29 protein-coding genes are annotated in these 26181 nt (G+C 33.4%); 3 read left to right on the top strand and 26 right to left on the bottom strand.

Annotated features, from left to right (window positions below; translation table 11 throughout):
* Nucleotides 1-58: 58 nt before the first annotated feature.
* The 3 genes from rsmA to H1220_01820 are packed head-to-tail and all read right to left on the bottom strand — an operon-like array spanning nt 59 to nt 2260.
* Nucleotides 59-943, bottom strand: coding sequence for a 16S rRNA (adenine(1518)-N(6)/adenine(1519)-N(6))-dimethyltransferase RsmA (rsmA, locus tag H1220_01830; protein QMI86139.1), 885 nt, complete (start codon nt 941-943; stop codon nt 59-61).
* Nucleotides 936-1502, bottom strand: coding sequence for a ribonuclease M5 (rnmV, locus tag H1220_01825; protein ID QMI86138.1), 567 nt, complete (start codon nt 1500-1502; stop codon nt 936-938). The genes rsmA and rnmV overlap by 8 nt, the downstream gene beginning before the upstream one ends.
* Nucleotides 1499-2260, bottom strand: coding sequence for a TatD family hydrolase (locus H1220_01820; GenBank protein ID QMI86137.1), 762 nt, complete (start codon nt 2258-2260; stop codon nt 1499-1501). Before H1220_01820 ends, rnmV begins: the two co-directional genes overlap by 4 nt.
* Before the next feature lie 233 nt (nt 2261-2493).
* Here H1220_01820 and H1220_01815 point away from each other — a divergent pair, with 233 nt between their 5' ends.
* Together H1220_01815 and H1220_01810 are read left to right on the top strand one after the other, a co-directional pair.
* Nucleotides 2494-3951: an NCS2 family permease gene (locus tag H1220_01815; protein ID QMI86136.1), complete on the top strand. Its 1458-nt coding sequence runs from the start codon at nt 2494-2496 to the stop codon at nt 3949-3951.
* 112 nt (nt 3952-4063) lie between these two features.
* Nucleotides 4064-4831, top strand: a complete 768-nt coding sequence (locus H1220_01810; GenBank protein QMI86135.1) for an epoxyqueuosine reductase QueH — start codon at nt 4064-4066, stop codon at nt 4829-4831.
* 57 nt (nt 4832-4888) lie between these two features.
* Here the strand turns inward: H1220_01810 and H1220_01805 are convergent, their stop codons facing one another.
* The 7 genes from H1220_01805 to H1220_01775 form a co-directional block, all read right to left on the bottom strand.
* Complete coding sequence (locus tag H1220_01805) at nt 4889-5536, bottom strand: CBS domain-containing protein (GenBank protein QMI86134.1); 648 nt, start codon at nt 5534-5536, stop codon at nt 4889-4891.
* 5 nt (nt 5537-5541) lie between these two features.
* Entirely contained in the window at nt 5542-6246 is a 705-nt protein-coding gene (locus H1220_01800) for an ABC transporter ATP-binding protein (protein ID QMI86133.1), read from the bottom strand.
* Nucleotide 6247: 1 nt separating this feature from the next.
* Nucleotides 6248-7021: an ABC transporter ATP-binding protein gene (locus H1220_01795; protein QMI86132.1), complete on the bottom strand. Its 774-nt coding sequence runs from the start codon at nt 7019-7021 to the stop codon at nt 6248-6250.
* Nucleotides 7018-7974: a branched-chain amino acid ABC transporter permease gene (locus tag H1220_01790; protein ID QMI86131.1), complete on the bottom strand. Its 957-nt coding sequence runs from the start codon at nt 7972-7974 to the stop codon at nt 7018-7020. The genes H1220_01795 and H1220_01790 overlap by 4 nt, the downstream gene beginning before the upstream one ends.
* Nucleotides 7975-7984: 10 nt before the next feature.
* Nucleotides 7985-8851 carry a branched-chain amino acid ABC transporter permease gene (locus tag H1220_01785; GenBank protein ID QMI86130.1) on the bottom strand — a complete coding sequence of 289 codons (867 nt, stop codon included), beginning with the start codon at nt 8849-8851 and terminating at the stop codon, nt 7985-7987.
* 12 nt (nt 8852-8863) lie between these two features.
* Complete coding sequence (locus H1220_01780; protein ID QMI86129.1) at nt 8864-9292, bottom strand: GNAT family N-acetyltransferase; 429 nt, start codon at nt 9290-9292, stop codon at nt 8864-8866.
* Between the two features lie 64 nt (nt 9293-9356).
* Nucleotides 9357-10523 (bottom strand): ABC transporter substrate-binding protein, encoded by a 1167-nt coding sequence (locus H1220_01775; GenBank protein QMI86128.1) that lies wholly within the window; start codon nt 10521-10523, stop codon nt 9357-9359.
* Nucleotides 10524-10709: 186 nt separating this feature from the next.
* Between H1220_01775 and H1220_01770 the strand changes: the two genes are divergently transcribed.
* Nucleotides 10710-11204, top strand: a complete 495-nt coding sequence (locus H1220_01770) for an FUSC family protein (protein ID QMI86127.1) — start codon at nt 10710-10712, stop codon at nt 11202-11204.
* A gap of 159 nt (nt 11205-11363) precedes the next feature.
* On the opposite strand, the gene H1220_01765 is transcribed toward H1220_01770, so the two are convergent.
* The 16 genes from H1220_01765 to H1220_01690 all read right to left on the bottom strand — a co-directional run bounded on the left by H1220_01765 (nt 11364) and on the right by H1220_01690 (nt 26121).
* The gene (locus H1220_01765; protein QMI86126.1) at nt 11364-12110 is read right to left on the bottom strand and encodes an amino acid ABC transporter ATP-binding protein; all 747 of its coding nucleotides are present in this window, start codon (nt 12108-12110) and stop codon (nt 11364-11366) included.
* A 126-nt stretch (nt 12111-12236) separates the two neighbouring features.
* Nucleotides 12237-13469 (bottom strand): peptidase T, encoded by a 1233-nt coding sequence (gene pepT / locus H1220_01760; protein QMI86125.1) that lies wholly within the window; start codon nt 13467-13469, stop codon nt 12237-12239.
* Between the two features lie 16 nt (nt 13470-13485).
* The gene (locus H1220_01755) at nt 13486-14418 is read right to left on the bottom strand and encodes a magnesium transporter CorA family protein (GenBank protein ID QMI86124.1); all 933 of its coding nucleotides are present in this window, start codon (nt 14416-14418) and stop codon (nt 13486-13488) included.
* A gap of 11 nt (nt 14419-14429) precedes the next feature.
* On the bottom strand, nt 14430-14729 hold the full coding sequence (locus tag H1220_01750) for an iron-sulfur cluster biosynthesis protein (GenBank protein ID QMI86123.1): 300 nt from the start codon (nt 14727-14729) through the stop codon (nt 14430-14432).
* A 2-nt stretch (nt 14730-14731) separates the two neighbouring features.
* A complete protein-coding gene (locus H1220_01745) occupies nt 14732-15358 on the bottom strand; it encodes a response regulator transcription factor (protein ID QMI86122.1) in 627 nt (208 codons plus the stop codon).
* A gap of 56 nt (nt 15359-15414) precedes the next feature.
* Nucleotides 15415-16449: a sensor histidine kinase gene (locus H1220_01740; protein ID QMI86121.1), complete on the bottom strand. Its 1035-nt coding sequence runs from the start codon at nt 16447-16449 to the stop codon at nt 15415-15417.
* Nucleotides 16446-17195, bottom strand: a complete 750-nt coding sequence (locus H1220_01735) for a cell wall-active antibiotics response protein (protein ID QMI86120.1) — start codon at nt 17193-17195, stop codon at nt 16446-16448. Before H1220_01735 ends, H1220_01740 begins: the two co-directional genes overlap by 4 nt.
* 18 nt (nt 17196-17213) lie before the next feature.
* Nucleotides 17214-19577 (bottom strand): endonuclease MutS2, encoded by a 2364-nt coding sequence (locus H1220_01730; GenBank protein ID QMI86119.1) that lies wholly within the window; start codon nt 19575-19577, stop codon nt 17214-17216.
* A 95-nt stretch (nt 19578-19672) separates the two neighbouring features.
* Nucleotides 19673-20215, bottom strand: coding sequence for a CvpA family protein (locus H1220_01725; protein QMI86118.1), 543 nt, complete (start codon nt 20213-20215; stop codon nt 19673-19675).
* Nucleotides 20216-20223: 8 nt separating this feature from the next.
* The gene (locus H1220_01720; GenBank protein ID QMI86117.1) at nt 20224-20637 is read right to left on the bottom strand and encodes a cell division protein ZapA; all 414 of its coding nucleotides are present in this window, start codon (nt 20635-20637) and stop codon (nt 20224-20226) included.
* 26 nt (nt 20638-20663) lie between these two features.
* Nucleotides 20664-21572, bottom strand: a complete 909-nt coding sequence (era, locus tag H1220_01715; GenBank protein QMI86116.1) for a GTPase Era — start codon at nt 21570-21572, stop codon at nt 20664-20666.
* Nucleotides 21573-21580: 8 nt separating this feature from the next.
* Nucleotides 21581-21961, bottom strand: coding sequence for a diacylglycerol kinase family protein (locus H1220_01710; GenBank protein ID QMI86115.1), 381 nt, complete (start codon nt 21959-21961; stop codon nt 21581-21583).
* Nucleotides 21948-22436: an rRNA maturation RNase YbeY gene (gene ybeY / locus H1220_01705; GenBank protein ID QMI86114.1), complete on the bottom strand. Its 489-nt coding sequence runs from the start codon at nt 22434-22436 to the stop codon at nt 21948-21950. The genes H1220_01710 and ybeY overlap by 14 nt, the downstream gene beginning before the upstream one ends.
* Nucleotides 22437-22449: 13 nt before the next feature.
* On the bottom strand, nt 22450-24585 hold the full coding sequence (locus H1220_01700; GenBank protein QMI86113.1) for an HDIG domain-containing protein: 2136 nt from the start codon (nt 24583-24585) through the stop codon (nt 22450-22452).
* A 21-nt stretch (nt 24586-24606) separates the two neighbouring features.
* Nucleotides 24607-25539: a PhoH family protein gene (locus H1220_01695; protein QMI86621.1), complete on the bottom strand. Its 933-nt coding sequence runs from the start codon at nt 25537-25539 to the stop codon at nt 24607-24609.
* 138 nt (nt 25540-25677) lie between these two features.
* Entirely contained in the window at nt 25678-26121 is a 444-nt protein-coding gene (locus H1220_01690; protein QMI86112.1) for a GatB/YqeY domain-containing protein, read from the bottom strand.
* Nucleotides 26122-26181: the final 60 nt, after the last annotated feature.

Here is a 26181-nt window from a genome sequence, read left to right as displayed (position 1 = left end):
AAAAACTACTTATATCATAACATGAAATAAGTAGTTTTTTATTTATCTTTATCTTTTTTTAAGGTTTATGTAATACCATGATATTTGCCAAGGTAGCAAATTGTTCAATGCTTAATGCTTCGGCACGTACACTCGGTTCTATATTGGCTTGACTCAAACTCGTCATAAGCCATTCTTTAATCGTTTCCGTTTTACCAAATCTGTGCTGTAAATTATTCCACAATGTTTTACGACGTTGTACAAATGCTGATTTAATTAAATCAAAGAAAAATGCCTCATCAGTAACATTGACCAATGGTTGTTGTCGTCTTGTTAATTTAAGAATAGCCGAATCGACATTTGGTTGTGGAGAAAATACTGTTTTAGGAACAATGAACGCAATTTCAGACATCATACAATATTGAATAGCAATCGTTAATGAGCCATATGCTTTTGTTCCAACTTTAGCTGTCATACGTTCAGCCACTTCTTTTTGCATCATCATAACAAATGTATCAATTTGTAAATCAGCCTCTAAAAAACGCATAATAATCGGTGTTGTAATGTAATAAGGCAAATTAGCAACAACACTTAATTTTTTAGACATATTTAAATGCTCTATAACAGAGGTATTTAAATCGGCTTTTAAAATATCTTGATGTAAGACAGTCACATTATGATACTCACTTAATGTGTCTGATAAAATAGGAATGAGTCTATCATCTATTTCAAAAGCCAGTACATGATTGGCTACTCGTGCCAAACGTTCTGTTAACGCACCAATTCCCGGACCTACTTCAATGACATTTGTGTCCTCATCAATCTCTGCTACATCAACAATACGCGTTAAAATATTTGGTTCAATCAAAAAATTCTGACCTAAACTCTTTTTCATAAACAAACCATATTTTTTTAAAATATCGGCTGTTCTAGTCGGTGTCGCTATATCTTTCTTTTTATCCATTTTTGATATTCTCTTCCTCTACTATCTTCGTTAAAACATTTAATACATCTTCTTTTGATATACCAAACATATTCAATCTTTTTTCTAACTGTTTACCATTAACATGCCCAATCCCTAATTGCTTACTTAACGCTTGTCGTAAATAAGCCGATTGCTCACTCCCAATCAGTGAACATCTCATTAAAAAGGATTTTGTAATATTATCATGTGAAAAATCATCAACAATTACTTTCACGTCATGTAATGCTCTTTTTAAAGCTACATCACTAGCATGCTCAACACCAAGACTACCTTTTCCTTTTGGCAACGCCTCTTGTACATGAAGAAAAGCATGTTTAACGTTTGGCACTCTTTGAGTGATGATTTTCCGAATTTTTTCACCCGGAAAATCGGGATCAGTTAATACAATGACCCCACGTAGCTGATGCGCCTTTTCAATTAACAATAATGTTTCTTCATCAATAGCGGAACCATTCGTTTCAATGGTATCTATTTTCCCAAAAACTTCGGTCAATCGTCTTGTATCATCTCTACCTTCAACAACAATTATCTCTTTCATCTTAATTCAAATAATTCCTTTGCATTTTTCATCGTTGCCTCTGCAATTTCTTGTATGCTACACTCTCGTAACTCAGCAATTTTTTCTGCCACAAAACGTACATAACTTGGTTCATTTCTTTTCCCACGAAATGGAACAGGTGCTAAATAGGGAGCATCTGTTTCAATCAACAATCTATCTAAAGGTACTTTTTTTGCAACGTCATGTAAATCAACCGCTTTTTTAAATGTCACAACACCACTTAGTGAAATATGCATTCCCAAATCTAAAAAACGGTACATATCCTCAACCGTCCCACTAAAACTGTGCATAATACCACCATAAAACATTTCGCTCTTCAAAATACGATACGTATCCTCCATTGCCTCTCTTGTATGAATACTAATCGGTAAACGATGCTCTCTAGATATAGCAATTTGGCGTCTAAATACTTTCTCTTGGACATCTTTTGGACTTGTCATCCAATGATAATCTAATCCAATTTCTCCTAAAGCCACAACTTTTTTATCAATTAACTGTTGTTGCAGCTTTTCCTCAATGGCTTTTGTGTAAACACCCGCCTCTGTTGGATGCCAGCCAATAATGCTATATATATTATCATGTAAAGCACTCAATTCTAAAGATTTTTGAATAGTTGGCGTATCAAACCCAACAACAGCAAAGTGCGTAACGCCATTTTCGTTCGCTCTTTGCAGTGTTTCTTCTAAATCTAACTCAAATGCCTCTACATTCACATGTGTATGTGTATCAAAAAACATATTGTCACCTCATTTATTCTTGTCTTTCATTATACATAAATTATGTCTAAAACACTACCAATTTAAAATCCGTACATTTTTTATCACTTTTTCATTTTTGTATTGATTTTTTGTCATTTTTATTGTACACTTTATTCATAAAGTTAAAAAACAAATAAAAACACGAACATTAAACAGGAGAATTATTGTTTTCTCGCTGTTTATTCGTTTTTTAAAATAAAAAAGGAGTTATTATGGAAAAATTTTTCAAATTATCGCAACATAACACGACGGTTGCAACAGAAATTATTGCAGGGTTTACAACATTTTTTGCTATGTCTTATATTTTATTCGTTAATCCAGCTATTTTATCATTAACAGGTATGCCCTCTCAAGCCGTCTTCTTATCAACAATTATTGCTTCAGCAATCAGTACGCTGATTATGGGACTTTTTGCCAACGTTCCTTACGCTTTAGCTCCTGGAATGGGATTAAATGCATTCTTCACATTTACGGTTGTCTTTAGTTTAGGCTTTTCTTGGCAGCAAGCATTAGCTATGGTCTTTTTATGTGGTATGTTTAATATTTTGATTACAGTGACAAAAATTCGTAAACTGATGATTAAATCTATTCCTGAAAGTTTACAACATGCTATCGGAGCAGGAATTGGGGTATTCGTTGCTTATATTGGTGTTAAAAATGCAAACTTTTTAGCCTTTTTATCAGACAGTGGCTCTATCTTGTCTGTCAACAACGCACCTTATCAAGCAACAGCAACAGTAAATGGGGTTCAATCTGTTGTATCCGGCGGTGGCATTGTTCCCGAATTAGTAAAATTCACCAATCCAACATCATTATTAGCCCTATTTGGTCTTATTTTTACAATTATTTTAATGGTAAAACAAGTACGTGGTGCTATTTTAGTAAGTATTATTACAACAACCATTATCGGTATTTTAACAGGTATTGTTACTGTTGGTCACATTGATTTTGCTGCAGGTATCGGTACAGCCTTTTCTGAATTAGGTACAACCTTTGGTGCGGCTTTTGGTTCAGAAGGATTGTTATCATTGTTCTCAGATACATCAAAATTACCAACTGTTCTACTAACCATTTTCGCCTTTAGTTTATCTGATGTCTTTGACACAATCGGTACATTTATCGGGACAGGTCGTCGTACTGGTATCTTCTCTGAAGAAGATGAACGTGCTTTAGAAAATAGTTCTGGTTTCAGTTCTAAAATGGATAAAGCTTTGTTCGCTGATGCCATTGGAACATCTATCGGTGCTGTTTTTGGTACATCAAATACAACGACTTATGTTGAATCTGCAGCAGGTATTGGTGCAGGGGGTCGTACAGGTTTGACAAGTGTTGTCACAGCATTATTATTTGTTGTATCCACACTTGCTGCTCCGCTTGTAAGTATCGTCCCAGCAGCTGCAACAGCACCCGCGTTAATTATCGTTGGTATTTTAATGATGTCCTCTTTTGCAGATATTAACTGGACAAACTTTGAAGAAGCCGTTCCCGCATTCTTCGCATCTGTTTTCATGGGATTTGCATATAGCATTTCTTATGGTATCGCAGCTGGGTTTATCTTCTATGTTATTGTGAAATGTGTCAGTGGTAAAATCAAAGAGATACACCCTATCGTTTGGTTATCTACCGCATTATTCATTGCCAACTTTATCATTTTAGCTTTAATTGCTTAAAAAAGAGAACCGACCTCATGAGGTTGGTTCTCTTTTTTATGTATTTGATTGACACCACTAGGTTTTATCTACTAAAATACAAACATATCGTTATCATATCAAAGGAGCAATTATGGACGAACTTTTCAATGCGAAAAACTTTATCAACGCCAAACATAAAAATTGTAATATCAATTACGACCGCATTTTACAAAATATGGTAAAGTCATGGCAAGAACATGGTTTTAGACCTAAAATCATGATACATAGTTGTTGTGCACCATGTAGTACAGTTGTGTTAGAGTATTTAGCCGATGTGGCAGATGTCACTATTTATTTTTCAAATTCCAATATTCATCCTAAATCAGAATATGACTACCGTAAACAAGTGCAAGAAGATTTTATTATCCAATTCAATCAAAGAACCAATCATACCGTTCAATTTTTAGCGGATGAATATAATCCAAAACGTTTTTTAGAAATGGCAAAAGGTATGGAAGATGAAGTAGAAGGTGGCAAAAGATGTCATGCCTGCTATGACATGCGCTTAAGCCGTGCTGCTGAAAAAGCAAAAGAATTAGATTTTGACTATTTCGCAAGTGCTTTAACATTATCACCACATAAAAATAGCCAAATCATCAATGACGTTGGCTTTAATATTGAAACATTTTTAACCGTTCATTATTTACCATCTGATTTCAAAAAAAATAATGGTTATCGCCGTTCTGTTGACATGTGTAAAGAATATGACATTTATCGTCAATGTTATTGCGGTTGTGTCTTTGCTGCTAAACAACAAGGGGTTGATTTAAAAGCAGTAAATCAACACGCAAGAGAACAACTTGAAAAACATAGACAAAACATTCCTTTTTATTTTATTAAACAAAATGATAATGATTAACTCTGATTTGGCTTTTTATACAAACAAACAGGAACGACCCCCAGTCGTTCCTGTTTGTTATTCTTTACCTTCTTTGACAATAGCTGATAAAACTGGATAACCTGCATCTTTTAAAACAGTAGATACTTTATCTGCATTTTGACTTGCTAAGTGTAAGACAACTTGCACTTTTTCGCCACCGTGATAAACAGCAATTTGGTTAATATTAACATTTTCTTGACGTAGTAAAGCTAATACTTTTTCAAACTCACCCACTCTATCATCTAACGCAATCGTCAAACGTGTGCCTTTTTTATAATATCCTAATAAATCAACAAAGGCTTCTAACACATCAGAATGTGTGATAATACCTACTAAAGCATCATTTTCAACAACTGGTAAGACACTAATTTGATGCTGACGCATTGTTTCAGCTGCTTCTTCTAATAAAGCATCTGGATGAATGGTAATCACATGTTTTTCCATAATATCTTGAACAGTTGTTTTTGTTAACAAATAGTTGATTTCATGCATACTTAAACTTGTTGCCGTTGACGGTGTACTTTTCGCAATCAATTTTTCTGTTAATAGACCCACTACATGTTTGCCTTGCACAATGGGCAAACGTGTCACATTATGCTTTTTCATTAAATCTAGTGCCTCTAAAATACGTACATCTCCAGTAGCTGTCACAACTTTATCGGTCATATAGGTTCTAACATCCATTTTTATTAACCTCCTAAATACGCTTTTTGTACTTCTTCACTTGCCAATAATTCTTGCCCTGTACCTGATAATACCACTTTTCCACTTTCAAGTACATAGCCTCTATCAGAAATGGACAAAGCGACATTTGCATTTTGTTCAATCAATAAGACAGTTGTACCTAAGCGCTGAATATCTTGAATAATATTGAAAATTTCACGAATGAAAATAGGAGCAAGTCCCATTGACGGTTCATCTAATAACAACAATTTTGGACGAGTCATTAACGCACGTCCCATGGCTAGCATTTGTTGTTCACCACCTGATAAAGTTGATGCATCTTGATTTTTACGTTGCTCTAAAATTGGAAAACGCTCAAAAACCATTTTTAAATCTTTTTGAATACCGTCTTTATCTTTTCTTAAAAAGGCACCTAAATCCAAATTCTCTTGAACACTCATTCCTTTAAAGACATGACGTCCCTCTGGCACATGAGCAATACCCTTTTCAACAATTTTTTTAGCAGAAATCGTATGAATTGGTTCACTTAAATATGTAATTTGTCCACTAGAAGCACGTTCTAACCCTGAAATAGTACGTAAAGTGGTCGATTTTCCTGCACCATTTGCTCCGATTAAACTGACAATCTCGCCTTCATTCACTTCAAAAGACACATTATTTATCGCTTGAATCATTCCGTAATGGACGCTTAAATTTTCTACTTTTAACATACTATTCACCTCCTAAATACGCACGAATAACATCAGGATTTTGTTTGATTTCCTCTGGCGTTCCATGCGCAATTAAACGCCCATATTCTAAAACATAAATACGCTGACAAATCGACATTACTAAAGACATATCGTGTTCAATTAAAACAACCGTAATATTAAAATCTCTTTGAATTTGATAAATCAACTCTGTCAACTCTGCCGTTTCTTGAGGATTCATTCCCGCAGCAGGTTCATCTAAAAACAAAATTCTCGGGTTTGTTGCTAAAGCACGTACAATCTCTAATCGACGTTGCTCCCCATAAGATAAATTTTTAGCAACGACGTTGCTTTTTTCATCTAAATGAAAAATACTCAATAAAGACAGTGCTTTTTCTTGCATATCGGTTTCATTTTTATAAAATTTAGGTGTTCTAAAAAAGCTATCAAATAACCCTACACCTTTTTTACTATGCATGGCTATTTCAACATTTTCTAATACAGTCAAATCACTAAACAAGCGAATGTTTTGGAATGTTCTTGTCAATCCCAAATCACTGATTTCATAAGGTTTTTTACCATTTAATAGTACAACACCTTTATCTGTTTTTAACGTGATTGTTCCTTCTGTTGGTACATATACACCCGTTAATAAATTGAATAAAGTTGTTTTACCTGCTCCATTTGGACCGATTAAGCCAATCAATTCATTTTGCTCAAATGTCATATCAACTAATGATACAGCAGATAAACCACCAAAATTTTTTGTTAATTGTTTTACTTCTAACAAACTCATTTTTGACTAGCTCCTTTCTGACGATTTAAAAACGGAGAAATCATCAATTCTCTACGTCCTAGTAGACCACTCGGTCTAAAAATCATCACTAAAATAAGGGCAATCGCATAAATAATCGTACGCCATTCTCCTACTGGTTGTAATAGCGTATTTAATATACCTAATGAAATAGCCGCAATAATAGACCCTGTAACACTACCGATACCACCAAATACAACAATAATTAACACATCAATTGATTTTTGGAATGTAAAATCTTTTGGTGCAACAACACCTAAATAACTTGCATATAAAGTACCAGCAACACTTGCTGTCATAGCACCTATAACAAAAGCTGTAACTTTATATTTAAGTGAGTGAACGCCCATAGCTTCAGCAGCAATTTCATTTTCACGAATAGCCAATGTCGCACGCCCTGCACTACTACGAATATAATTTAAAACAAGAACAGTTGTTATAATGACAAACACATAAACAATAGACCATGTTGCTGTATCTGGAATACCGCTGATACCAATAGCACCATTCGTAATATTATCTGATGTTAAAATAATAATACGTATAATTTCTGATGCACCAAGTGTAGCAATAGCTAAATAATCTCCTGTTAAACGAAGTGTTGGAATACCGATTATCACAGCAACACCACCTGCAAGTATAGCCCCAACGAGCATACCTAAAAGCAATCCTAAAATACCGTCTACTTGCATCATTAAAATAGCACCTGCATAAGCACCAATCGCCATAAATCCTGCATGCCCTAAAGAAAACTGTCCTGCGATACCAATCACTAAATTTAATCCTACAGCTAAAATAATATTGATAAAAATCGTTACCAATGTTCGTTCATATACTTGTGTAATAATACCTTGTGCAATGAGAAAATCAATTAAAAGGGCAACTAGCACAATCAAAGCAATCCAAATAATATGTAATTTTAAATGTTTCTTCATGCGCATTCACCTACACTTTCTCTTTTACATTTTTACCAAGTAAACCTGCCGGTCTAACAATTAAAATCACAACTAAAATAGCATATACAAAAGCATCTTTATATAATGAGAAGCCTAAAGCATTCACAATAGTTTCCAAAAGACCAATTAAATAGCCACCTAACATCGCTCCTGGCACACTACCAATACCACCTAAAACAGCAGCAATAAATGCTTTTAATCCTGGCGTAACACCCATTAAAGGTGTCATTGCTCCATAGTAGACACCTACCAACACACCTGCTGCTCCAGCTAATGCTGACCCTAATAAGAATGTAAATGTAATCACATTATCTACATTTATTCCCATCAACTGTGCTGCTTCTTCGTCTGTACTAACTGCACGCATCGCCTTCCCCATTTTTGTACGTTGAATAACCAATGTCAATACAACCATTAAGGAAATCGTAATTAGAAAAATAAGTACTTGTTTCAATGTAATATCTACACCAAATAATTGAAATGATTGTTTTCCTAATACATCTGGAAACACTTTTGTTTCTGCTCCAACTTGTACAATCATGATATTCTCAATAAAGTAAGATACTCCTATGGCTGTAATTAATGCTGCAATTTTAGCTGATTTACGTAATGGTTTATACGCAATCCTTTCAATAACAGCACCAATAATTGCACATGCTAACATGGATAAAATTAGAGCACTGAAAAAATCAAGTTTCAAAATAGAAATTAATGCAAAACCAATATACGCTCCTAACATTAAAATATCGCCATGTGCAAAATTGATTAAACGAATGATACCATATACCATGGTATATCCTAATGCAACGAGCGCATAAATACTACCTAACGAAATAGCATTTACTAATTGTTCCATAAAATCCTCCTCTTATAGTATTTTCTTCATATCTTTATGCATAATACCTGCATCATCATATTCATCACTATCAATGACATAACCTAATTTTTCATAAAATGGAATGGCATGTACTTGTGCACCAAGTGTTAATGTACGAAAACCTAATATTTTTGCATAGCGTTCTACTTCAAGCATTAGCTTTTCTCCTAGATGTGCACCTCTTGCCGTTTTAACAACCGCAACACGTTGAACTTTTGCCAATACATCCGTTTTTGGAAGTAAACGTGCCGTTGCAACTGGTTGATCATCTTTATACAAAACAACGTAGTGACAAAGTGATTCATATTCATCAATCTCTAATTCTTCGGGTACTTGTTGTTCTTTAATAAACACATCTTGTCGAATCGTTAAGCCATGTTGGTATATCAGGCTATTTATATCTTGTGTCCAATAAAACATACTATCTCCTCCAATAATCAAGCATAGGATAGTACCTAGCGATACTATCCTATACACCTTTACATTATTTAGGTTCTACAACTGTATAACCTTTCTCTTGACCGTTTTCTAATTCAATGACATACGTTGATTTTACTGTATTATGTTTATCATCAATACTAAATTTACCAGTAACACCTTCATAGTCTTTTGTTTGACCTAATGCTTCTGTTACTTTGGCACGATCTGTTGAGCCTGCTTTTTCAATAGCTTTTAATAAAACACCTGCTGCATCATACGCTAACGCTGCAAACGCATCTGCTTCTTTACCATATTTTTCTTTATATGCTTTTAAGAATTTTTGAACTTTTTCGTCTGTTGATAATGTTGTGAAATGGTTTGTATAGTATACTTTATTAACATTTTCTTTTCCTGCTAATTCTGTTAATTTACTACTTGCAAATCCATCTCCACCTAAGATTGTCGCTGTAATACCCATTTCACGAGCTTGTTTAATAATTAAACCAGCTTCTTCATAATATCCAGCAATAACTAAAGTATCTAATCCTGTATCTTTTATTTTTGTTAAAACAGCGTTAAAGTCTGTTTCTTTTGAGGCAAAACTTTCTGTTGCAACTACTTCTCCTGTGTATGCAGATTGGAATGATTCTGACAAACCTTTTGCATAGTCAGAAGATGAGTCTTTTAATAAGACAACTTTTTTAGAGTTTAATGTGTCATTTGCAAATTGTGCCAATGCTTTTCCTTGGAATGAATCACTATAAGCAACACGATAAACGTAATCTAATACTTTTCCTGAGTGATCTACTGTTACATTATCTCCTGTTGCTGCCGGTAATACAACTGGTGTTTTTGCTTTTGTAATAACTGGCGTTTGTGCATTCGCATCTCCAGTTGTTGCAGGTCCTACAATTCCTACAACTTGTTCTTCCGTCGCTAATTTTGTTGCGACACTTGCAGATTCTGTTGAATCTGATTTATTGTCTAATTTAACGACTTCAATTTTTTTACCTAAAACACCACCACTTGCATTTGTTTCTTCAACAGCTAAGTTCATTGCATCTAACATTGGTGTCCCATAAGCTGCTACTGCTCCAGATAATTCAAAGTTGGCACCTAATTTAACTGTTTCTGTATTTGCTGTATTTGTTGTTGCTTTATTTGAAGCTGTCGAACACGCACCTAATGCTAATGTTGCAACAGTTAACATGCTTAATAATTTCTTATTCATAAATTTCTCCTTTAATAAAAATAGTTATTATAGGTAGAGATTATAGAATATTCTGACAATTCTGTCAATACTTTTTGTTAAAAAAGAACAAGTTTTTCTCATATTCTTTTCATCTGGTTGATTTATACATTTAAATCATATATAGTAAACATAAATTTGTTTGATTATAAGGGAGTTTTTCAGACTATGCATCATTTTAAAATCGGATTAAGAACACTTAAAACGGCTATTTCAGTAGCACTTTGTGTCATTATTTGTTGGCTTGTCAAAAGAGATAACCCTGTTCTTGCTTGTCTTGCAGCAGTATATTGTTTACGTACAGACCCAACATCTAGCCTACATTTTAGCAAACATCGTCTATTTGGTACTTTTGTGGGCGTTATCGTTTCGATGCTTTCTATTGTTATCCAACAAATATTTATACGTTCTGTATTCGTTGATGCTTTTGTTGCTTTTTCAGGAGCTATTTTAGTCATTGTTATTTGTAATCTAGCAAAACACCCCGAAGGTATTATTACAGCCATGTCTACATTCTTAATCATTTGTTTTAACACACCTTATACAGAAAGTATTGGTTATGCGATGTTTCGATTATTAGACGTCACAATGGGGGCAACCGTCGCTGTTGTGATTGACTGGCTACTTCCTTCAAAAAAAGTATATACCTCTCATACAAAATGATATATAAACAAATTTGTCACTAACATTTTCCAATATTAGTGACAAATTTTTATTATTTAAAACATTGGCTTTATACGCCTTTTCTCTTTTACGTTTATATAAAAATTGTGTTGGTAGAAAAATCTACCAACACAATTTATTATAGAGATTTTTCACTCTTTACAATACTTTATTTAAAAAATCTTTTGTACGATTATGTTGAGGATTACCAAATACTTCTTCTGGCGTTCCCTCTTCAACAATATAGCCACCATCCATAAATATTACTCTATCCGACACTTCACGTGCAAATCCCATTTCATGTGTCACAATAATCATCGTCATACCATCTTTGGCTAATTGTTTCATCGCTTCTAGAACATCTCCAACCATTTCTGGATCAAGTGCCGATGTCGGTTCATCAAACAATAAAATTTCTGGTTTCATCGCTAAAGCTCGAGCAATGGCAACACGTTGTTTTTGTCCGCCCGATAATGATTTTGGATATACATTTGCTTTGTCTGCTAGTCCAACCATATCTAGTAATTTAATAGCTTCTTTTTCTGCCGTTTCTTTATCCTCTTTTTTCAACTCAACTGGTGCCATAGTAATATTTTCCATAACAGTTAAATGTGGAAATAAATTAAAATGTTGGAACACCATACCAATATTTTCACGAACTTTATTGATATTTACTTTAGGGTCAACTAAATCTTGATTATTCACAATAACATGTCCATCTGTAATATCTTCTAATTTATTTAAACAACGTAAAAATGTACTTTTTCCAGAACCAGATGGACCAATGATACATACAACTTCCCCTTCAGTAACCGTCATATTTACATCTTTTAATACTTCTAATTTCCCATAATTCTTTTTTAAATTTTGAACAGAAACTTTTACTAAATCACTTCTTTTTGTCATCATTTTTAACATCCTCCGGTAAGTTTTTACTAGAAATCTAGTATCACTGTTTCTATTATACTTGATTTATCGGATAACTCAAAAAGAACATCTCTTTACATGTTATAAAATATAACACGCAAATCGCTACTCAGTGATTTGCGTGTTTAAGTTTAATATTTTTACAATGAGTGACGTCGCTTTTTCCATACTTTCTAATGTAATAAATTCATAACGTCCATGGAAATTTTCACCACCAACAAATAGATTTGGTGTTGGTAATCCTAAATAAGAAATTTTTGAACCGTCTGTTCCACCTCTAAATGGTTCAATAATCGGTTCAATGCCTAAGTCTAACATTGCTTGTTTTGCTAACTCAACAATCGACATATCTTTTTCAATAATGTCTTTCATGTTGTAATATTGATCAAAAACTTCTATGAACACACGTTCTTGGTCATAAGACGCATTGACTTCTTTCACAATATCAATGATGTTTTGTTTACGTTGCTCAAACAATTCTTTATCATGATCTCGAATGATATACACCATTTCTGCTTCGTCAATCGTCCCTGTCATATTGTGCAGTAAATAAAATCCCTCATAGCCACTTGTTTTCTCAGGCACTTCTTTTTGTGGTAATTTTCCATCAATCTCCATTGCTACTTTCATAGCATTTACCATTCTATCTTTTGCTGTTCCAGGATGTACACTAGTTCCTTTAATGCGAATAGTTGCTTGTGCCGCATTAAACGTTTCATATTCCATACGCCCAACTGTGCCACTATCCATTGTGTAAGCAAAGTCCGCATGGAATTGCTCCACATCAAATAAGTCGGCCCCTCTACCAATTTCTTCATCAGGACCAAAAGCAATGCGCACATCCCCATGTTGAATATGTGGATTTTTTTGTAAAAATTCGATTGCTGATAAAATTTCAACGATACCTGCTTTATCATCTGCACCAAGAAGTGTATCCCCACTTGTCGTAATCAATGTTTCACCAATATAATTTTTTAAGTTTGGAAATTCTTCCACAGATAAAATATATTGACCTTCTTCATCTAATACAATATCTGAACCTGTATAATGTTCATGAATACGTGGTTGTACATTTTCTGAATTAAAATCCGCTGTATCCACATGGGCAATAAACCCAATCGTTTTAGCATGAGGAACATTCCCTTTATAAGTAGCTGTTAAAAAACCATTTTTTTCATTATAAAAAATATCGTCTAAACCCATATCTTCTAAATCTTTTTTTAATAGCATTAAAAAATCAACTTGCACTTGTGTTGTTGGGACACTCGTACTTTTCGCATCAGAACGTGTGTTTATACGACAATAGCGAATAAAACGCTCTAGTAAATTAGGATACATTTCAATCACCTCTTATTTATTTTAACATTTTCATTTTTTTAAACACATGCCATAAAACAAAACAGAACCCAATAGAAATTAAAATCGTGATGAGCCAACTAAGTGATGAATCTGCTAGAGGTAATGTTTTTGTATTCATACCATAAAACCCAAAAACAATTTCTGGTACGGTTAGTAAAACCGTCCAAATCGTCAATGCTTTCATTGTTGTATTCATATTATTGTCGATAATGGTTGAATAAGATTGTTTTTCTTTTTCTACTAAAATAATATTAATTTCAGACACTTCAATCGCCTGCATAATCTCAACGAGAACATCCTCTAATTTTTCAGATTCTCTATCTGAAAATTGAACAGGACCATAGCCCCATCGACGACGCAATGTGTTTAAAGCAATTTTATTTGCTTTTAAAGAGGTTGATAAATACACAAGTCCTTTTTCGACATTTAGCAAGCGGTAGATTTCACTATTACTTGCATTTTTTCTAAATGATTTTTCAATATTGTCCCATTCTTTATGTAAAATACGTAATTTTTCATGGTATAGAAGTGAAAAATTATACACAACCGAAAAAATCATATGGTATAAACTGTCGTATTCCACTAACTCAAACGAACGTTTTAACAAATGATTGATTTGTGAATAATCTTTATCTTCATTCATGAACGTATACACTTTATTGTCTTTCATAATAAAAATAAGTGGTCTTGTTGTATAGCTTTTAGAATCAGAATCAAAAAATGGCACGTCAAAACTTAACAGTCGAGCATGGTTTTCATCGTCTTCCTCCACACGAGCACTTTCATCAATATCGGTTGCATACTCTAAAAACTCATTCGATAAATCGTCCTGCTCGTTTAAAATTTGCTTATCTTCAATAGATAAACTTTTTATGTTAATCCATTCAACTGTTTCTGCTTTTGTCTCCAATAATGTTCTAGTAATCACATGATTCACTCCTACATAGCTCGTTTTTCATAAATATATTTTGGTTCATCTAATCTATCATCATAATCGACAATAAAATCATAGCCATCAAAGAACCATTCATCTCCAGATTCAATAAAATATGGAATATCATTTAAAATAGTGACAGCATAAGGCCTACTTGGTTCATTCACTTCAAGTGCCAAAGAAAAACTTTCATGTATTGGACTACATCCATATACTTGTCCAAAAAAACGAACGCCTCTCCCTTTTGAAATGCCCATTTCACGTTCATACCACTGTTGAGCTTTTGGTTTTACAATAATATTCATCACTATTTTACCAATCCTTTCTTAAACGCATAAATGGTTGCTTGTGTTCTATCTTCTACTTCCAATTTTGATAAAACATTAGACACATGTGTTTTTACCGTTTTTAATGTAATAAATAATTTCTCTGCAATCTCTTGATTTGAATAACCTTGAGCAATCAACAATAACACTTCGTTTTCTCTTAATGTTAAATCTTCATGTAATTCTTTTTCATGCGGTGCTTGTTGTTGAATTTTCTCAATAATTTGTTTTCCTAAAACTTGTTCACCGGCATATACTTTGTAAATCGCATCAGAAATATCTTGTGCCATTGATGTTTTCAATAAATAGCCTCTAGCTCCTGATTTTAAAGCTGGAAATACTTTTTCATCATCCAAAAAACTTGTGACGATAATAATTTTAGCTTCTGGCCACTGTGATAAAATACACTGAGTAGCTTCAATGCCATCCATTTCTTCCATCACCAAATCCATTAAAATCACGTCCGGTTTTAGTGCCAATGCTTTTTCTACGCCCTCTTTTCCATTACTTGCTTGACCAATAACAGAAATATCCTCCTGTATAGACAAATATGCCGACACACCTAATCGAACCATTTCATGATCGTCTACTAATAATACGCTAATCATCGAAACACCCCTCATCTTATAAAATTTATCATACACTGATTACTCTATTTTATCAATTATATTTTTATATCAATAACCGTCCCTTGATTTTTCACACTTACAATTTTAACCGTTCCACCCAAGCCTGCAATACGCTCTTTAATATTCGATAAACCATAGCTACTCATTTTCAATGTATTCGTATCAAACCCCACACCATTATCAACAACACGCAAATGTATATGCTGTTTGTTTTCGTATAAATACACTTCCAAAGTTGTTGCTTTGGCATGTCTTAATACATTCGATAATAATTCTTGAACAATACGAAACAGGTGATCCTCGACTAAAGTAGACACGTGAACAGATTGAATATCTGAGACAATAGTAATATTCATTTTTGAATCTAATTCTTCTAATAAATACATAACCCCTTGTGAAAGTGACTTATCTCCTAATTTCACTGGCCGTAGATGTAATAAAAGTGCACGCATTTCTTTTTGTGCCTCATTTATGGTATATTCAATCATATTTAATTGATTTTTCAAAGCATCTGATTGATCCTTTGTTAATTGGTTAACAGCAGATAGCATCATCATCGCTGCAAATAGTTGCTGACTTACTGAATCGTGTAATTCTCTTGCAATACGATGTCTTTCTTCTTCTAATATTGTTGAACGTTCTTCTTCACTAATAGGTGTATGTGTATCTGTCCAAATTTTCATATTTTCAGATAACATTTGCATTTTATGTGCCAATGTATTTATTTGTTCATCTAACACATTCGAATACGTCGCAATCATCCCTCTTTTTTGATGACTTTCTGAAAAAATAGCGTGGTGATAGTTACCTACCACTAGCCAATGTAATTTTTGAACCAATCCTCTTTGACTATATTTTAATCCATAGTATAAAAAACTTGCTAAAATCATACTCAAAAAAAGTAAAATACCACCTAAATAAATATAAAAAGGTACTTTATACACACGATATGTCAATAGCTCTAAAAAACGAACATATTGTTTTAAAGCAAAAATGGTTAATGCACATGTTAATGTCATAATACTTAAAATAATGAGGAAAATATTTAACCATCGGAACTGTTTCATCATACACGAATCACCTCAAGATTTCCTAAATAAACAGTTGTCACAATTTTAACTGTTCTTAAAGCAGAGGTATAATTTTCAGAATACACCGTTAATTGCTCATTTGTTAAATAATACTCTTCATTCTCAAACAATACATTTCCTTTTAAGGTACTATGATTCAAAACAACCCCTATCTCAACAGGAACAACAATACAAACATCACCCGCTCCTTTATGAATGACAATAATATTTGCATTATTTTCTAATAAATAGGTGTTACCCAAATCAATCATCGTATCTCCAAACCATGTCACCAAATGTATATCATCCCATTCATACGTTTGTGTTAAACGATTTTCGTTTGTCCACCAATTTCGTTTTTGGACACGTCCATATTTTTGAATGTCTTTATCTTTTACGTGCAATACCATTTTTCTATCGAATTGATGAAATCTTGTCACAATAATATCAACAATGCCTTTCCACACAAAAAAGGAAATAGCCACAATGAGTATTAAAATAGCAAAAAATATCGGATTCAATAAAAAAAACACAAAAAACAATGCTAATGAAACACCTAGTGTCAATTTGCCAATAATGTATTTAAAAAAAGCAATACCTAAACCTGTTGTAATTAAAATCAATGTCACTGTCAGAATATCGACTGTTTTTACAATCGTAAATAGGAGCATCACACTCAAAACGATAACTACAAATAATAGAATACCTGCTATGATTAAAGATTGTTTTGCTGTTTTGTGCTTCATATTATGTTTCACACTCCATCAATTTTTAAATTTCACAATCGTCGCACCATTTCCACCTTGGTTAATCGGCGCAAATTCAAAACTTAAAACGCCTCTATGCTGTTTCAAATGTTTTGTCACGCCTTCTCGAATGGCTCCTGTTCCTCTACCATGAATAATTGTCACTTGTGGATATCCAGATAATATTGCTGCGTCTAAATATCTGTCTAATTCAACAAGCGCATTGTCATAACGTTGTCCTCTCAAATCAAGTTGACTCGTTACTTTAGTTGCACGCCCACCTTTCAAGGTTGGAATATATTTTTTCTGTTTTGGATTTTCTGAATCAATCAAGCGAATATCATGAACAGGTACTTTCATTTTAAGCATACCCATTTGAACGACCCATTCTGTTTCATTGACTTTTTGGTTCAAGATACCTCTTTGTCCATAAGACATTACTTCTACGGAATCGCCAACTTTCAAGTTTTTTTGTCGTTTTGCTTTTTGTAAAACTTTATTTTTCTTCAAACTCTCTTCATGCTTCAGTTGTGATAAAGCCGTTTTCTTAGCAATAAATTCATGTTCTTTAATAACCGCTTTCCCTTGTTCGAGTTGCATACGACGAATATCTGAAATGATACTTTCTGCTTCTTGAGATGCTGATTCAACAATCGCATTTGCTTCTTTTTTCGCACGTTCTTCTAAAGTATCTTTTTCTTCTTCGAATTGACGTTTTTGTTCTTCTACTTCTGCTAGCATTGCTTTTGCTTGTTTCAAGTCTTTTTCAACTTGCTCTTTTTCTTTAGCAATATCTTGTCGCATCGTTTCTAAAGCACTAATCATTTCATTTAAGGATTGTGTTTCTTCATCAATCAACCCTCGTGCTTCTTGTATAATATGTTCATTTAGCCCTAGACGTTTTGAAATATCAAATGCATTACTACGTCCCGGAATACCTAATAGAAATTTATATGTTGGTGCTAATGTTTCCGTATCAAATTCCATACTAGCATTGATGGTCCCCGAACGATTGTATCCATACATTTTCAACTCTGGATAATGTGTTGTTGCAATAACATAAGAACCAACTGTACCAATATGATCCAATATAGCAATGGCTAAACTTGCCCCTTCTTGAGGGTCTGTCCCCGCACCTAATTCATCAAATAGTACCAAACTTTTATGAGTAATTCCTTGTAAAATAGAAATAATATTTGTCATATGAGATGAAAATGTACTCAAGCTTTGTTCGATAGACTGCTCATCACCAATATCGGCAAAAACATTTTCAAAAACAGCAATTTGACTACCTTCATCCACTGGGATGTGTAATCCAGATTGTGCCATTACTTGTAATAAACCCACCGTTTTTAACAAAATTGTTTTACCGCCCGTATTTGGTCCAGTAATCACAATACATTGATACTCTCCACCAAGTAAAACATCATTTTTAACCACCAATTTTGCATCAATTAATGGATGTCTTGCCCCATACAATGCAACTTCATTTTCATCACTAACATCTACATTCATAGCACGAAGTTGTTTCGCATATAAGGCTTTTGCGTTAATAAAATCTAATTCTGCTAAAATTTGATGATTGATATAAATATCCGAAATATGTGGGACTAATAAAGAAACAATTTCCCATAAAATTCTTTCAATTTCTTGTCTTTCTTCTACTTGTAGAGCATGTCTTTTATTATTTAAATCTTGTACTTGTGTTGGCTCAATAAATACTGTTTGCCCCGATGCACTTTGATCTTGAATCGACCCACCAAATGTATGTTTAAATTCTTGTTTTACGGGTAAAACATACCGGTCGTTACGTATAGTAATAACAGCATCTGTTAATTGGCTTTGTTTTTGTCTTAAAATATTTTCAAGAGCTTCCTTCACTTGTTGTTCTGCTCGTTTTTGTGATGTACGAATACGTCTTAGTTCTGGGCTTGCAGTATCCAATACTTCTCCGTCATCTGAAACAGCTTCTTTAATACGAGAAACAACATGAGGTAAGACTACTAATTCTTTTGCTAAATGATGTACTCTTTTTAAAACGATGTCTGCTTCTTCTACTTGAACAAAAAATCGTTCGACTTCTTTTGCTGTTGTTAAAACACGTCCAATGTCTGCTATTTCTTTGGCATTTAATGTAGCACCTATTTCCAATCGTTTCACATGTGGCGTAATATCTTTTAAGATTGGAGAAGGAATACCTCCTTTTAAGCGCAATAATAACACAGCATCATCAGTATCTTCTAAATGTTTCATAACTTGCTCTCTATTTGAAAAGGGGTGTAGAGCAAATACTTTTTGTTTCCCTAATTCACTTGATGTAAAACTAGCTAATTGTTGTAATACTTTATCAAATTCTAGCTTTTTTAATGTTTTTGTATCCATTTTATCTATCTCACCTACTTTTACAATAAAAAAATATCAAGAGTATTTTATCATAAATCCTATATTTACTCAAAAAGGAGGTTATAAAAACCTCCTTATACATACGCTAACCACGTTTTCATAATAATATCTGAAATGATTGGTGTGTGTTGTACAATAAATGTCGCAAATGATGTTCCGCTAAAGACATCTTGAATGCTTTGAATCGGCACAACAGATAATAAAGTAAACAGAAAATATAAACCTATCCAGTTACATACAAAACCTAGAATGGCACCGCCTAAAGTATTCAACTGTTTAATCACAATAATTCGACTTAATTTATTTAAAGTAGCAGCAACAATACGTGTAATAACCCACCCTATAAATAAAATAACAACATAAGCTAGTGCATTATAAAATGTTTTGTCAAATTGAACATTTTTCAATAAATTATATAATGAAAATGCACTTGCTGTAGTATCTGAAGGGTATGGTACAATCATTTCTAATGTTTTCGACAAACTACTATAAAATGTACTTGCAATGAGCAATGTGACAACATATCCTGCCATATGAACAGCTTGTAAAATAAGTCCCCGTCTTGCTCCTGAATAAACACCAATTGCCAATACTAGTAAAATTACAATATTTACCATATCATTCCTCATTTCTTTCTAATTGCTGGAACATAGTCATCATCAGAAAAAAGTGACTGTTCCACTAACATATGCTCTTTTTTTTCAACAGATACATTCACATCTTGGTCGAATGTGTGTACCCCTCTGATAAGCAGCTGTTCTGGATCTTCTAATGTTTTAATTTTTGATTCTAATTGAGCAATTTTTCGTTGTAAACGAATAATCTCTTGTTCTTGAGATAATTGCTTCGATACAGTATTCAGTGCTAATAAAACAGCACAATCCACTTTAGATAATTTAGGGGATTTTTGTTTTAATAAGGTTAGCTGTTCATCTACAAGCTGTGTGGCTACTTTTAAATGCTCATCAGATTTATTTCCAACAATAATGTATGTTTCACCATTTATCACAGCTTTATAACGTCTTTTGCCTGTGTCCATTTTTTCGCCACCTTCCATAACGTCTGTTATTTATAATCTTTTTGTTTATAACCGTAATCATTCAAATAACTTTGTTTGTCACGCCAGTCTTTTTGTACTTTTACCCATAATTCTAAGTAAATTTTATCATTTAGTAAAGCTTCAATATCTCGTCTTGCTCGTGTTCCAATTTCTTTTAATAATCGTCCGCCTTTTCCAATAATAATTCCTTTTTGACTAGAGCGTTCTACAATGATAGTTGCATAAACATGAATTTTACCTTGTTCATTCCGTTGCATTTGATCTACCACAACAGCAACAGAATGTGGTATTTCTTCTTTTGTTAATTGTAACACTTTTTCTCGAATAAATTCAGCAACTACAAAATATTCTGGGTGATCCGTTACTTGATCAGCTGGATAATATTGCGGTCCCTCTGGCAAGTGATTTTTCAAAATCTCTATCATTTCAGGCACGTTATTACCTTGCAATGCAGAAATTGGAATAATTTGTGCAAAATCCATTTCCGATTTATAGGTATCAATAATATCAAGTAAAGCGTCTGGATGTACTAAATCAATTTTATTGATTAACAAATAAACAGGTGCTTTTACTTGTTTTAGACGCTCAATAATATATTTATCACCTCGTCCAATGGGTTCACTTGCATTAACTAAAAAAAGAACAACTTCAACTTCTTTTAAAGCACTATATGCAGCATCAATCATAAATTCACCTAAAGCATGTTTAGGTTTATGAATACCCGGCGTATCCATAAAAATAATTTGACTTTCTTTATCTGTATAAACACCTTGAATTTTATTTCGTGTTGTTTGTGCTTTATCACTCATAATGGCAATTTTTTGACCAATAATACGATTTAATAGTGTCGATTTCCCGACATTTGGTCTACCAACAATCGCCACAAATCCTGATTTAAACTGCTTTTCTTTCATATACTCTCCTATGTTAATAATTTAGGTAAAAAAATCATAATACCTACAATTGCCGCATAAACAGATGCAATAAGCACTGCTCCTGCCGCAACATCTTTTACTTTTTTTGCCCATTCATAATACTTACCTTCTGTTAAAACATCTACTAATGTTTCAGCTACTGTATTTAAAAGTTCTAAAATCAATACGAGTACAATACAATGTATTAACCATAACCACTCTGATATATTACATTGTAATAAAAATCCTAAAGTAATAACAAAGCACGCTGTAATGACGTGCTTTTGCATATTTTTTTCTTCTTTAAACGCCGTTTTAACACCGTGTAAAGCATGATATAATGACTGTAAAAAATGTTTATTTTTTGTCGTTTGCTTATGCACGCCCATCACGACCTAATCCGTACGTTTTCAAAATTTCCTTTTGTAAACTGAACATTTCAACTTCTTCTTCTGGTGTCATGTGATCATAACCATTCAAGTGTAAAAAGCCGTGTAATGCCAAAAAGCCTAATTCTCTTTCAAAGGAATGTCCTAATTCTTGCGCTTGTTCTCTAGCTCTATCAATGGAAATAATAATATCTCCAATGTGATGTGGAAACATACTATCAATTTTTTCTAAATCAATGGCTACTTCTCCATCTACCTCATCATCTAACGCAAAGCTAATGACATCCGTAGGCATGTCTTTACCTCTATACTCTTTATTTATTTCTTGAATACGTTTATTATCCACAAATGTCACTGAGCATTCTACTTGTTCAGGTAAAGATAAATACTCACTTGTAAAAACGATAATCTCCTCAACTAAATCTGCATGCTCCGAAGAAACCTGATTGGTTTCATCAATCAAATCAATGTTCATTATATTATCCTCTCTATTTTTTTAATTTTGGGTATTCAACTCTTGTATGATAGCTGCTTGATAACCCAGTAATAAGTGAATCTTCTACAATTTTTAATTCTTTCATTGTAATTGGGCAATCATCAAATTGTCCATCTGTTATTCTTGATTGTATCGTTCCTTTGACCAAATCACGAATTGCTTCAAAGCTAGGATTTTTCATTGATCTTGCCGCTGCTTCAACTGTATCAGCAATACTAATCACCGCAGCTTCTTTTGTTGTCGGTCTTGGCCCTGGATAACGAAAATCTTTTTCATCAACAGTATCATCATCTTCTTTAGCAGTCACATAAAAATATTTCATGATTGTTGTACCATGATGTTGTGCACAAATATCAATGATACTTTGTGGCATACCAGCTTCTTTCAACATCTCTACACCGGCTGTAACATGTTCAAAAATAATATCACGGCTTTCTTGAGGTGTTAATAATTTATGCGGATTTTCCATACCACTTGGCAAGTTTTCCACGAAAAACATTGGCTTTTTCAATTTACCAACATCATGATAATAACATGCCACCCTTGTAAATAAGGAATCTCCACCAATCAACTCAACAGCATTGGCACTTAAGTTCGCCACCATAATACTATGATGATATGTTCCCGGTGCTTTAGCAATCAATTCTTTTAACATCGGCTGATTCGGATTGGATAATTCCAACATGCGTAACACAGCTTTATCTTCAAATAAAATATCAAAATACGGCTGCCCAATACGCAAAATACCAATTGTTAAAATCGCATTTAAAATACTGTATAGCATCATTTGAATGAATGTATTTGATGTAATCGCAATATCATGGAAGAATGCTAATGCAATAATAAAACCAACATTCAAAATAAGTAACACAATAAAGTGTTGTAATAATGGTTTTTTACGTTTGCCAGAAACGACAACCGTTGAAAACATTGCAATGAGTGCATAAAATTTCCAAACAAGCTGTGTTTGAATGGTATTGCCTCCATCTCCTAAGAAGAAACACAGTGTCACTAGGAAGCTTACACACAAAATTGCCAAACGACGTTTTGCCTTAGGAATTAAAAACAATGGAATCACACCAATTGGAACAATAAGTGAAAAATATTCTAATCCAGATTTTTGCACTAAATTGGCTACTAGCACAAGTCCAGTTAGCATTACCATAAGTGTCGCGTACATATTCACATATAGATGTCTTTTCGTATTTGTTTTTGCTTGTTTACAAATGAAGTACCACACTAAAGAAAACTGCATCACTAATACAATCGAACAACCAATCAATAATTGATTGTTATAAGTATTATTTGTCATGCCCAATAGTGTTAGTTTTCGATAAGCTGTTGCTCCAATGGCTTCGCCTTCACGTACAATTACTTCACCTTGTGTAATCATAACAGGTAAAACCCCTGCTTTAGCACGTTCACCTTCTAAAATTGTTGCTTCCTTATTCACAACCATTGTTGCGACAATCGCTGGTCTTACTAATTCTGTCACTGTTTCACGTACATCGTCAAAATACGTTAATGTCAATATTTGCGCATTTGCTTGAGATTGTGATTTGGCAATATCCGTCGGATAAATATCTTCTTTTAAAATCTGTTCAACGACTTTTTTTGTCAATGTTTCATACGTTTTATAATCTGTTTCTGAAGCTACTAATAATTTTTTGATTAGTGCCTCTGAAAAACCGTATGCGTAATTATGAATGATTTTGTTTTCATCATTTAAACTTGTAAAAAATCGCGAAATAATATCTGCTGTTTTTTGTGCAATCGGAATGGTTGCATCTGCTGATTGTGCTAATTCTTTTCTGAAATTTGTAATAATTTCAAAAAACTTAGTCACTTCTCCTAATTTTTTAACAGCAATCGTTTCATCATTTTCATAAATATCTTGCACATTTTTCGCAACGGCTGCTTTTGCTTTATCAGTTGCTTCTATATCTTCAATGGTTTTGTTTGCCCGAATAGTTTGTGTCGCAACCGAATTTAATGTAATGGCTGTTTCTGTAGGTTTAACGATTGGATAACTCATCAAAAGCAAAATAGCTGTCGTCACTAATAACACAAAGGGCACATAAAAACTACCTAATTTTTCATCAAATTGTCGAATAAATTTTTTGAACACCGAATTATCCCTCCTCATACACTACTCTTCTTTCTTTTGATTTTGAGTGCCATACGCTTGAATAATACTTGCTACTAAAGGATGACGCACCACATCATGTTGATCAAATGTCACAAAGCGTATATCTTTCACACTCGCTAATTTTTCTTGTGCATCAATCAATCCACTTTTAACACCTTTGCCCAAATCTATTTGGCTAATATCTCCATTTACAATCATTTTTGATCCAAAACCTAAACGAGTTAAGAACATCTTCATTTGCGCAATCGTTGTATTTTGCGCTTCATCTAAAATAACAAATGAATCTTCTAGTGTTCGTCCTCTCATATAAGCCAAAGGCGCTATTTCAATTACACCTCTATCCATTAAACGTGTGGTTTGCTCCATACCTAACACTTGATATAACGCATCATACACAGGTCTTAAATAAGGATCAACTTTCTCTTTCAAATCTCCAGGTAGAAATCCCAGATTTTCTCCAGCTTCTACGGCAGGTCTTGTTAAAATAATTTTTTTCACATCTCCATTTTTTAAAGCGTTAATTGCCAAAACAACTGCTAAAAATGTTTTACCAGTTCCTGCTGGTCCAATCCCAAAAACAATATCGTATTTTTTAATCGAACGAACATATTGTCTTTGCCCAAAATTTTTAGCACGAATAATATCTCCCTTTGTTGTTTTTCCGACTTCATCGCTATACAACTGTTCAAATGCGTCTAATCTTTGTCTATCTAATAATTTTAATCCTGTCACAACATCTGCTTCAGATAAATGCATTCCTTTTCTAATCAGCCATAATAATTTTTCAAGTAATGAAATTACTTGTTCAACAGATTGTTGTTCTCCTGAAACATGAATAGCTTCGCCTCTAGTAGAAATATCCACACCACAATGCTTTTCAATCATTTCCACAAACTTATGTTCAACACCAAATAAGGCTATTTGCTCATTCATATCTGACACTGTCAGTGTTTCACGAATATGTTCCAATAAGATACCTTCTTTCAAGAATACTTCTCTTTATTTTAACATAAATCATTTAAAATATGAATAAAAACAGCCGTAAACAAGATGTTTACCGCTGTTTTATCATTATTGCAATAACTCTTTCACTAATTTGTTGACAATATTCCCATCAGCTTGACCTTTTAATGTTGCCATTGCTTTTCCCATGACTTTTCCAAAATCACTTGCAGATGTTGCACCAACTTCTTGAATGATTGCCTTTAACACTTCTTTTACTTCATCTTCTGATAACTGTTCTGGCATATATTGTTCCACAACGCCAACTTCAAATTGTGTTTTTTCTGCCAAGTCTGTTCGACCCGCTTTTTCAAATTCACGAATAGAATCTTTTCTTTGTTTTAATTCACGAGATAATATCGTTAAAGCCTCATCATCTGTTAAATCTCTACCTACTTCAATCTGTTCTTTTTGTACAGATGCTTTCAACATGCGAATGACAGATAAACGTTCTTTATCTTTGGCTTTCATTGCTTCTTTCATATCTGTATTTAATTGTTCCATTAGTGTCATATACACACTCCCTTTCTTTTATTTACAAAACAGGCTGAGCGATGCTCAGCCTGTTTTCAC

The sequence above is a fragment of the Carnobacteriaceae bacterium zg-84 genome (genome assembly GCA_013874835.1).
GTDB lineage: Bacteria > Bacillota > Bacilli > Lactobacillales > Aerococcaceae > WM01.
Note: the sequence above shows the minus strand (reverse complement) of the source record. Positions and strands in the feature narration are given on the sequence as shown.

Coding starts and splice junctions, on each gene's coding strand:
- rsmA (QMI86139.1), bottom strand. CDS start 943: ATGGATAAAAAGAAAGATATAGCGACACCGACTAGAACAGCCGATATT.
- rnmV (QMI86138.1), bottom strand. CDS start 1,502: ATGAAAGAGATAATTGTTGTTGAAGGTAGAGATGATACAAGACGATTG.
- H1220_01820 (QMI86137.1), bottom strand. CDS start 2,260: ATGTTTTTTGATACACATACACATGTGAATGTAGAGGCATTTGAGTTA.
- H1220_01815 (QMI86136.1), top strand. CDS start 2,494: ATGGAAAAATTTTTCAAATTATCGCAACATAACACGACGGTTGCAACA.
- H1220_01810 (QMI86135.1), top strand. CDS start 4,064: ATGGACGAACTTTTCAATGCGAAAAACTTTATCAACGCCAAACATAAA.
- H1220_01805 (QMI86134.1), bottom strand. CDS start 5,536: ATGGATGTTAGAACCTATATGACCGATAAAGTTGTGACAGCTACTGGA.
- H1220_01800 (QMI86133.1), bottom strand. CDS start 6,246: ATGTTAAAAGTAGAAAATTTAAGCGTCCATTACGGAATGATTCAAGCG.
- H1220_01795 (QMI86132.1), bottom strand. CDS start 7,021: ATGAGTTTGTTAGAAGTAAAACAATTAACAAAAAATTTTGGTGGTTTA.
- H1220_01790 (QMI86131.1), bottom strand. CDS start 7,974: ATGAAGAAACATTTAAAATTACATATTATTTGGATTGCTTTGATTGTG.
- H1220_01785 (QMI86130.1), bottom strand. CDS start 8,851: ATGGAACAATTAGTAAATGCTATTTCGTTAGGTAGTATTTATGCGCTC.
- H1220_01780 (QMI86129.1), bottom strand. CDS start 9,292: ATGTTTTATTGGACACAAGATATAAATAGCCTGATATACCAACATGGC.
- H1220_01775 (QMI86128.1), bottom strand. CDS start 10,523: ATGAATAAGAAATTATTAAGCATGTTAACTGTTGCAACATTAGCATTA.
- H1220_01770 (QMI86127.1), top strand. CDS start 10,710: ATGCATCATTTTAAAATCGGATTAAGAACACTTAAAACGGCTATTTCA.
- H1220_01765 (QMI86126.1), bottom strand. CDS start 12,110: ATGACAAAAAGAAGTGATTTAGTAAAAGTTTCTGTTCAAAATTTAAAA.
- pepT (QMI86125.1), bottom strand. CDS start 13,469: ATGTATCCTAATTTACTAGAGCGTTTTATTCGCTATTGTCGTATAAAC.
- H1220_01750 (QMI86123.1), bottom strand. CDS start 14,729: ATGAATATTATTGTAAAACCAAAAGCTCAACAGTGGTATGAACGTGAA.
- H1220_01745 (QMI86122.1), bottom strand. CDS start 15,358: ATGATTAGCGTATTATTAGTAGACGATCATGAAATGGTTCGATTAGGT.
- H1220_01740 (QMI86121.1), bottom strand. CDS start 16,449: ATGATGAAACAGTTCCGATGGTTAAATATTTTCCTCATTATTTTAAGT.
- H1220_01735 (QMI86120.1), bottom strand. CDS start 17,195: ATGAAGCACAAAACAGCAAAACAATCTTTAATCATAGCAGGTATTCTA.
- H1220_01730 (QMI86119.1), bottom strand. CDS start 19,577: ATGGATACAAAAACATTAAAAAAGCTAGAATTTGATAAAGTATTACAA.
- H1220_01725 (QMI86118.1), bottom strand. CDS start 20,215: ATGGTAAATATTGTAATTTTACTAGTATTGGCAATTGGTGTTTATTCA.
- H1220_01720 (QMI86117.1), bottom strand. CDS start 20,637: ATGGACACAGGCAAAAGACGTTATAAAGCTGTGATAAATGGTGAAACA.
- era (QMI86116.1), bottom strand. CDS start 21,572: ATGAAAGAAAAGCAGTTTAAATCAGGATTTGTGGCGATTGTTGGTAGA.
- H1220_01710 (QMI86115.1), bottom strand. CDS start 21,961: ATGGGCGTGCATAAGCAAACGACAAAAAATAAACATTTTTTACAGTCA.
- ybeY (QMI86114.1), bottom strand. CDS start 22,436: ATGAACATTGATTTGATTGATGAAACCAATCAGGTTTCTTCGGAGCAT.
- H1220_01695 (QMI86621.1), bottom strand. CDS start 25,539: ATGAATGAGCAAATAGCCTTATTTGGTGTTGAACATAAGTTTGTGGAA.
- H1220_01690 (QMI86112.1), bottom strand. CDS start 26,121: ATGACACTAATGGAACAATTAAATACAGATATGAAAGAAGCAATGAAA.